We start from the raw sequence: 651 nt of genomic DNA on the forward strand, positions 1-651 counted from the left end.
AGTTTCTTGATCTGGCGCACCGGCAGTGCGAGCGCGATGCCGATCGCTTCCTCCGTCCAGCCGAGCGCGACGAGACGCTCGATCGCCCGCCACTGATCGACCGGGTTCAGCGGCTCGCGGGCGATGTTCTCGACCATGTTGCGCATCGCGCCGTTGTCGTTCGCCGCATCGACGACGAGGACCTCGATCTCATCGAGACCCGCCGCGATCGCCTGCTTCACACGACGATGGCCTGAATCGATGATGTAGCCGTTGCCGCCATCGGTCTCCGGCGCGATCACCGGCGGCTGGACGAGGCCGACCGCCTTGATCGTCGCCAGCAGCAGCGCATCGGCCTGCGGCGCCGATTCGGTCTGGCGCGCGCGATCGGGGTTCTCCTTCAGTGCGCGCGGATCGACTTTCATGAGATGCATGGGGGAAGCTCCTTCAGAGGGTGCGGGACACGGCCTCGACCTGTCCGGTTCAGTCTTCTTCCCGAAGACCCCTCCCAGGCCGCGGAGCGGACAGGTCGGTGCAACTGCGGCCGAGCATCTCGGTCCGGATGGCCAAGCGGGGCAAAGCCCTGCGCGGGACAACGGACCGGGATCGCGACGGCGGCGGTTGAGCGTCAGCGCCACCGGAATGGCCGGTCGGCGAGCAAGGTTCATTTTT

General features: G+C 66.8%; 1 protein-coding gene. It reads right to left on the reverse strand.

The features are described 5' to 3' along the window. On the reverse strand, positions 1-413 hold a 413-nt coding region (locus tag AE618_RS25970), incomplete at its 3' end, for a ParB/RepB/Spo0J family partition protein (RefSeq protein WP_156330499.1). Positions 414-651 lie beyond the last annotated feature (238 nt).

The organism is Allobosea vaviloviae (assembly GCF_001298265.1).
In the GTDB taxonomy this organism is placed as follows: domain Bacteria; phylum Pseudomonadota; class Alphaproteobacteria; order Rhizobiales; family Beijerinckiaceae; genus Allobosea; species Allobosea vaviloviae_B.